The organism is Mesorhizobium sp. P3_A2 (assembly GCF_056403115.1).
Map to the genome: position 1 here is coordinate 944,642 of NZ_JBFUGC010000001.1, position 6,945 is coordinate 951,586.

A 6,945-nucleotide genomic window follows, 5' to 3' on the forward strand; every position below is an offset into this window, starting at 1 on the left:
GGATTGCACAATAGGTCATATTGACCATAACGTCCACAACAAGCTCGCCGTTGATCACACTCTCGTTGAGTCTGGAGTGAGCCCGCCGTCTACACAGATATGTCAGTACGAGATCTGACCATCAACGATCTGTCCCATCGACGTGACAGGCTCGCGCTTCAACAATTTGCGTGCCTCGTTGCTATCTACTCGGGCGGGCGCCGTTATGCGGGGCAACGGCCGGTCGTAGACGGTGGGTGACGCTACGCGATCCGAGAACTTGGCTTCGCCTGCCGGTACCGATCGACCGCCCAGGCGCTGCGCCAGCAGCCGAACAATCTCCGGGCTATCGGCATACCCATTGTGCCCGAGTGGATCTCCCGACCTTATTGCGCTCGTGTCGATGACGGTAACTCCGAGCTCTTCAAGAACCGCCGCATAGGGCGTGAGATCGGTACCGCCGACACGCGAAATTCCGCCCGATAGCAATCGCGAAAACTCAAGGGCCTTGTCCCGCGTCGACGTGAAGATTGTAAACCGCGGCTTGTTTGGCCCCATCTCGACAAATTGACGGCGAAACACGTCGATGTCGATATCCGGAGACGCCAAGACGACATTCCTGACCTTAGCTGGGATCCCGTTTTTACGCATGGCAACGCCGCGTAACGCCTCCACCGCAAGCCACGTCCCCATCGAATGAGCGAGAATGGTGACGTCGTCGACGTCGGGGCTCATGGAAGCCTGCAGGATCAAGTCCTCCAGGGCTCGACGCGAGTAGTTCGCGCTCTCCTTGTCGTAAAGATAGTCGAAGACCCTGGCCCGCGAGGGCCAGGCGAAGAGAATAGGCGCAGCGTCGGTTCCTGTGTCGAGAACGATCTGAGCGAAACGAAAGACGGAGTCGGCATAGGAGTTGTTGTAGCCGTGCACAAAAATGAGCACCTGACGCTTTGCATTTCGGTTCTTGCGGAACCAATCGAAGATCTGCTTCTCCGTTGCGACTTTGTCGACCTCGGCCATGGCGAACTCCCGAGCGGGATCAGAAGGACGGTGTGAAGGCCGCTGGACCTGACTGATCTTTCGGTTTCGATCCGCAGGTGTGGTGACGGTGACGCTGTCCAACGAGATTGCCGTCCCGCGCTCTCCTGAATAAAGTTGGTCAGGGTCCGTCGACGGTTTGCGTGTTGTGGCGACCAGCAGGTTAACCCGCGTGGCCTCGCTCGTGGTGACCGCGGGAGGTTGAGGCCCGTTTCCCGCCCGGGTCGCGCAGCCATTTGCGACCAAGCAAAGGGTCACCAAAATCGAAAGCGCCAAGCGCGAGCTTCCGAATTTCCCCGACTGACGTCGGCGGACATAGGTTGGCATTGTGGGTCTGACCTATTTCTATACGCGCGCAGCCGGCCGTTTCATCGCCCAAAAACTGTCAAATCCCGCTACCCTGGAAGACGCGGCCGTCGACGCAATTCATACAGAATAGTCAAAACGACCATAAAGTCAATATGAAATTATGTTCTGCGACTAAGAGAGCGCGAGCCGTGCAAACCTGCCTTTGCTTCTAGAGCGATCGACCTCGGTCGCGACGATGCCATTGCGCTTTCGTTTGGAGGCTACGTGCTTGGCTATGTCGGTGGCGACATTGAAGAGGCTGCGGCCCGCCTCGACGAAGCGCTTGCGCTCAACCCAAACCTGGCTTTGGCGTGGGGCTACAGCAGCTGGGTCAAGACGTGTTTGGGCCAACCGGACAAGGGAATTGAGCACGCCGCGCGCGCAATGCGCCTCAGTCCGCTCGATCTGCGAATTTACTCTTGGCAGTTCTGCACCGCGCTGGCCCACTTCTGTGCCGGCCACTACGACGACGCGTTACTGTGGGCGGAGCGGGCGCTTCGACAGCAACCCAACTACGCAAGCGCGTTACGCGTTGCTGCCGCCAGCCACGCCCTAGCCGGGCGATCAGATCAAGCGAAGGAGACGATCGAGCGACATGCGAAGGTCGCTCCTGCGCTGCGGCTTGTAAATATTGCTGACGTGCTGCCGCCGTTCCGACGACCCGAAGACCGGAAAAAGTATGTCGAGGCTCTGAAGATGGCGGGAATGCCGCACTAGTAACTTCGTGCATTGCGCCTTTGAAGACGAGAGCAGACGGTTCGGTTCTGGAAGAACTGGCAGAAAGGCACCACTCCCTTGGTGACGCCATCTTGGCCGCAACGGCTGCCCGTTCAAACTTTTGTCCAGGAGCCTACTGTCTGGGGGGCATCAGCGATCTCTGCTCTCGGGCACCGGCAGAGTAGTCCTCTGTGGCTGACATGAGGCGCAAAGCTGCCGTCCGCCAGAAATGGAGATCTGTGTCCAATCAAAACCCGCCTATTCGCACGTCGTTGCCGCCGATCACCGCACTCATCACTCGGAGATCTTTCAGAGTAAGAGCATCTGCACTACGTGTTGCTGGTGTTAACAAGCAGGAGAATTTAGCTCCGGGATGAGGATGCGCGTTTGCCCTTACGCTGCACCGATTCCGGGAAACGATCAGATGTACGAATAACTAACAATCAGCTCTAGATAGGCCCACTTTTGCGGCGAATTCGGGTTAACCCGCTGAAATCTAAGAATTTTGGTGGGCCCGGAGGATGCTTGGAAAAGAAGCTAAATCAGGGAGTTAGGAATTAGTGGGACAGCAAAGCATTCAAATCTGCTCCAATGTTTTTCGATGTTCTTGTCCCACCTACAACGCTGCATTTCGCCCGATGAACGCCTCACTCGCCCTATCTCGCGAAGACGGATCGTGACGGTGTTTCAGTCTCTCATTGGAAAGTCGCGGTAGCACCATTAACGACGTTCTTCGACGAGCAAGGAGCGTCTCGATTGGGGCCGAAACCGCACTGGCAGCTTTTAGCAGCGGAGGGTCCAAAGCTGACATTCAAATCGGTGCAACCTGAAGGCAACTAACGAGGCGGGGAAGGATGCTCTACGCACTGTACCCGGCCTCCAACCGAAACTACTTCATTGGCACTCCCGCGGCCACTAGGTCGGCCACCTGTCGATCAATCACTGCAGGATTGATATGGAACGTCATATCGCGCCACCGCGTGGCCTTGAGCCACGGTTGCATGGCAAGTGCCTTGAGGACTTCACTGCGTGCATCGTCAATTTTTCCAAGATGAACATCATTGACGGCACGTAGCAGCGGAACAGTGATCAGGAAGTCTGACGCCTTCGTGATCAGGGCAGCAGATTCGGCGTACTTTTCGATATCCGTCAGGGCATTCGCCTTCATCACGAGATAATAATCGGCGAAGTTTGGGTCGTTCCGGAGCCCGTATTCGGCTCGCTCGATGGCCTTGTCGGTCAAGCCACTGAAGCGGGCTGCTGATGAAAGGTCACCGATGAGAAACGCGTCTCCGGGCGAAAGCGCAATCACCTCATCGGCCCTACGCAGAGACAGATCGAACTTGCCCTCATGAGCGCTGACGTAGACGGATGACCACAAGCAGCTTTTTCTTGCGTCGGGTCCGAGGTTAGCCCGCGGAAGAATCTTTGCTTCCAGTTCAGATGCCATGCGCCAATGCTCTTCAGGCTTGTCGTCAAAAGCGAGGTTAGCCGCCAAGACGTGATCCCAGGCCAGTCCGCACGACAACAGCGACGAATCGGGAAATTTGGCCAAGCCGTCAAGAATTATGTCCGTCGCCTTTACCAGGCTCTCGGGCGTAAACTGCCCAAAGAAGAAATTGGATCGAAGGAAGAAGTCGTACTCTTCAAGATCCGGCGTGTCCTTTTCCCAGACCTTCTTGTATTCCATGTCGTACATTTTTCCGCGCTGGCCACCAAGCGTGCCAATGATGCGTTCGATCGCCTCGTCCTGAATCGCAAGGGGATTGCTTCCAGAGCGATCGAACTTTTCCGCCCAGAGATTTTCGCCTGTGCGCGCGTCGATCAGCTGTGCGGTGATGCGCACCCGGTCCGTCTCCTTCCAGACACTGCCCTCGATCACGTAGGCCACGTTCAACTCTTGGCCGATCCGGCGGACATCGGTTGGCTTGTCCTTGTAGACGAAGCTAGAACTACGCGAGAGCACCTTGAGTTCGGTGACGCCTGCCAGCATCGAGATCAAATTGTCTGTCATGCCGTCGCTAAAATAATCTAGCGTCGTGTCGCCGCTCATGTTCTTGAACGGCAAAACCGCCACGGTCGGGATGCCACCTTGGCCTATCTCGCGCTTTGTTCCATAGAACTGCCACCACGCCAGGACCGCTGTGACTGCTAAGACCAGCACTAGGAAGGTCGCCACGACTGGCAGCCGCGAGCGGCTGCGGCTCGCGCGCATGAGCTTGGCCTTGCCGTCGGTCGTGACACGGTATGCCTCAACCGGCTCCGCGATGTTCTTGACCTTCTGCAGGCCCATCGACTGAAAGCCGAAAGCCAGCTTCTTCTCAACCTCGCGCGCGACCTTCGCAGACACCCAGATACCGCCAGGCTCAGCAAGTTGTTCGAGTCGCGCCGCGATATTTACGCCCTCGCCGAACCGATCGTCACCCTCGACAATCACCTCGCCAAGATTGACGCCGATGCGCACTTCCACGCGCTGGTCTTTCGGCAACGAGGCGTTTCGCTCGGCCAGCCCACGTTGCTACGAAACCGCGCATTCCATCGCCTCGACGACAGAAGAAAACTCCGCCAGCAGACCGTCGCCCATCAGCTTGAAGATAGTGCCATGATGACGTGCTACTGTCGGCTCGAAAAGTTCCTTATGACCGGCGCGCACCCGTTCATGCGTACCCGCCTCGTCGCGCTCCATCATGGTAGAATATCCGACGACGTCAGCAGCAAGGATAGCGGCGAGCTTGCGGTCCATTGCGGAGCACTCTATCCGGCAGCCAACCTCGGAGACGAGGTGGCAGAAGGCATGCTAGCCTAGACTCTTGGGCGGCCGAAGTCACTGCGCATTACCACGCTCCAAGTGCCCGCCGCCTATTTGCGTCAGTTGGGGAAGTCTGCTTCTTGTCTGAGCGGCCCTCCAAGGGCGGTAGCAAACGATGGCCGCTTACAGGATGCGGAGGTGGTCAGCGTGATGATCGATATGCGGCGCATTACCGCCGGGCAGCTGTTGGGCCGAAAGCGGTCAGGCAGCTTCGGGCGCCTCGACTGTGGAAGCGGACGCTCACGTATGTACAATCGAATGGTGAGGGCCGCGCGTCCAGCGCTTTCCGGACGCGGCACGAGTAGCGAGCGTCGCCTTAGTAATCCAAAGGAGGCGAAGGAGGCCTCCAGTTTTCGACTCAGCACCGTCACTAACTTTCAAACGAAATGGTGACGAACCAGCGCTCTTACCGCGGTAACCTCGCCCCACCGCTTGTCACAAAGGGAAGAAACACCCGAGAGACGAGCACTGACAGAGCTCATGATCGACTCTGTCTGTGAACATTATTTATTGCTAAAATTCGTCGTTGAAGCATTGGATTCTTCCTACAATTAAGATATCACTAATATGAGGGAAAAGGTTGGGGACGCTACCCAAATAGGGGCAGCTCCGAATAGGTCAAATTTGGGCGGGGATTTCGCCGTCCGAAGCCGGTTTTTATTGCTCAGAGGTGAGTGACCTCTGCCCGTAAGAACGCCGAGCTACCCCCAATTGCCGGGTAACCCCATGAGTAACATCAGGGGTATGTCCTATGGCCAACAAGTTGCCCAAAGCCACACCGCAGACCAGCTTCAGCGGCTCAGAAGATCATCTCATAACTGTCACCTTAAGCGGAACGGATCAGGATGGGACGGTCACGGGGTATATCCTGGCTGCGCTACCTTCCAACGGCACCCTCTACCTCGACGCAGCTCATACGCAACTTGCCCTCATAAACACTGTCTACTCGACCAATACCTTTTACTTCCTTCCCGCCGCTGATTTTGGCGGTGCCGCCTCCTTCAATTTCAATGTCCGCGACAATCAAGGTGGCGTTTCGTCGAGTACCGGATCTATCACGATCAACGTTGCTCCGGTGAATGATGCTCCTGTTGTGGATCTGAACGGCGCGGGCAGCGGCACATCCGCAACCTTGAACTATGCGCCCGGTGGCTCAGCAGCAAAGATTGCCCCCTCGGCGACCGTTACTGACATTGACTCGTCGAAATTCGGCGGCGGATCGCTGCGTGTGTCGATTACTCAGAACAAGGCGACATCGGACCAACTCACCATTACCACCGACGCGTCCGTGACGATCTCGAACGGCTCTGTGTTTGTGGGAGGCACCAAGGTTGGAGCGGTTTCAGGCGGCAGCAATGGGTCAGATCTCGTCATAAGCCTGGCGAATAGCGCAACGCCGAGTTTGGTCTCGACACTTCTCGAGCATATTTCCTATTCGAATTCGTTGGGCGCTCCGCCATCGTCGGCGCGCACCGTGACGTTCACCCTGGTGGACGGCGGCGGAACTGCCAACGGGGGCACCGATACTGGTCTGGCAACAGCCACGATCAACATCGCTAGCGCCAATCATGCGCCGACCGGTTCGGTGACGGTTGCCGGCACTTCGACCGAGGATCAGGTGCTGACGGCCTCGAACACGCTGGCCGATGCCGATGGTCTCGGCACCATCAGCTAYCAGTGGCAGCGCAACACCGGCTCCAGCTTCGTCAACATCGGCGGCGCCACGAATTCGACCTACACGCTGGGCGACGCCGACGTCGGCGCGACGGTTCGCGTGGTGGCAAGCTATACCGACGGGCATGGCACGGCGGAATCCGTTGCGAGTGCCGCGACCGCGGCCATTGCCAACGTCAACGATGCGCCGACCGGTTCGGTGACGGTTGCCGGCACTTCGACCGAGGATCAGGTGCTGAGCGCCTCGAACACCTTGGCCGACGCCGACGGACTCGGCACCATCAGCTATCAGTGGCAGCGCAACACCGGCTCCAGCTTCGTCAACATCGGCGGCGCCACGAATKCGACCTACACGCTGGGCGACGCCGACGTCGGCGCGACGG

5 protein-coding genes are annotated in these 6,945 nt (G+C 57.7%); 2 read left to right on the plus strand and 3 right to left on the minus strand.

What is annotated here, in order from left to right; genetic code table 11:
- Positions 1 to 102 precede the first annotated feature (102 nt).
- Positions 103 to 996, minus strand: coding sequence for an alpha/beta hydrolase (locus AC1DXM_RS04445; RefSeq protein WP_477231927.1), 894 nt, complete (start codon positions 994 to 996; stop codon positions 103 to 105).
- Between the two features lie 591 nt (positions 997 to 1,587).
- On the opposite strand from AC1DXM_RS04445, the gene AC1DXM_RS04450 reads away from it, so the two are divergent.
- Positions 1,588 to 2,079 (plus strand): tetratricopeptide repeat protein, encoded by a 492-nt coding sequence (locus AC1DXM_RS04450; protein WP_477231928.1) that lies wholly within the window; start codon positions 1,588 to 1,590, stop codon positions 2,077 to 2,079.
- Positions 2,080 to 2,968: 889 nt separating this feature from the next.
- Here the strand turns inward: AC1DXM_RS04450 and AC1DXM_RS04455 are convergent.
- Both AC1DXM_RS04455 and AC1DXM_RS04460 read right to left on the minus strand, forming a co-directional pair.
- Complete coding sequence (locus tag AC1DXM_RS04455; protein ID WP_477231929.1) at positions 2,969 to 4,567, minus strand: adenylate/guanylate cyclase domain-containing protein; 1,599 nt, start codon at positions 4,565 to 4,567, stop codon at positions 2,969 to 2,971.
- Positions 4,568 to 4,597: 30 nt separating this feature from the next.
- Complete coding sequence (locus AC1DXM_RS04460; protein WP_477231930.1) at positions 4,598 to 4,822, minus strand: hypothetical protein; 225 nt, start codon at positions 4,820 to 4,822, stop codon at positions 4,598 to 4,600.
- A gap of 817 nt (positions 4,823 to 5,639) precedes the next feature.
- On the opposite strand from AC1DXM_RS04460, the gene AC1DXM_RS04465 reads away from it, so the two are divergent.
- The coding region (locus AC1DXM_RS04465; RefSeq protein ID WP_477231931.1) for an Ig-like domain-containing protein at positions 5,640 to 6,945 on the plus strand (1,306 nt) is incomplete at its 3' end.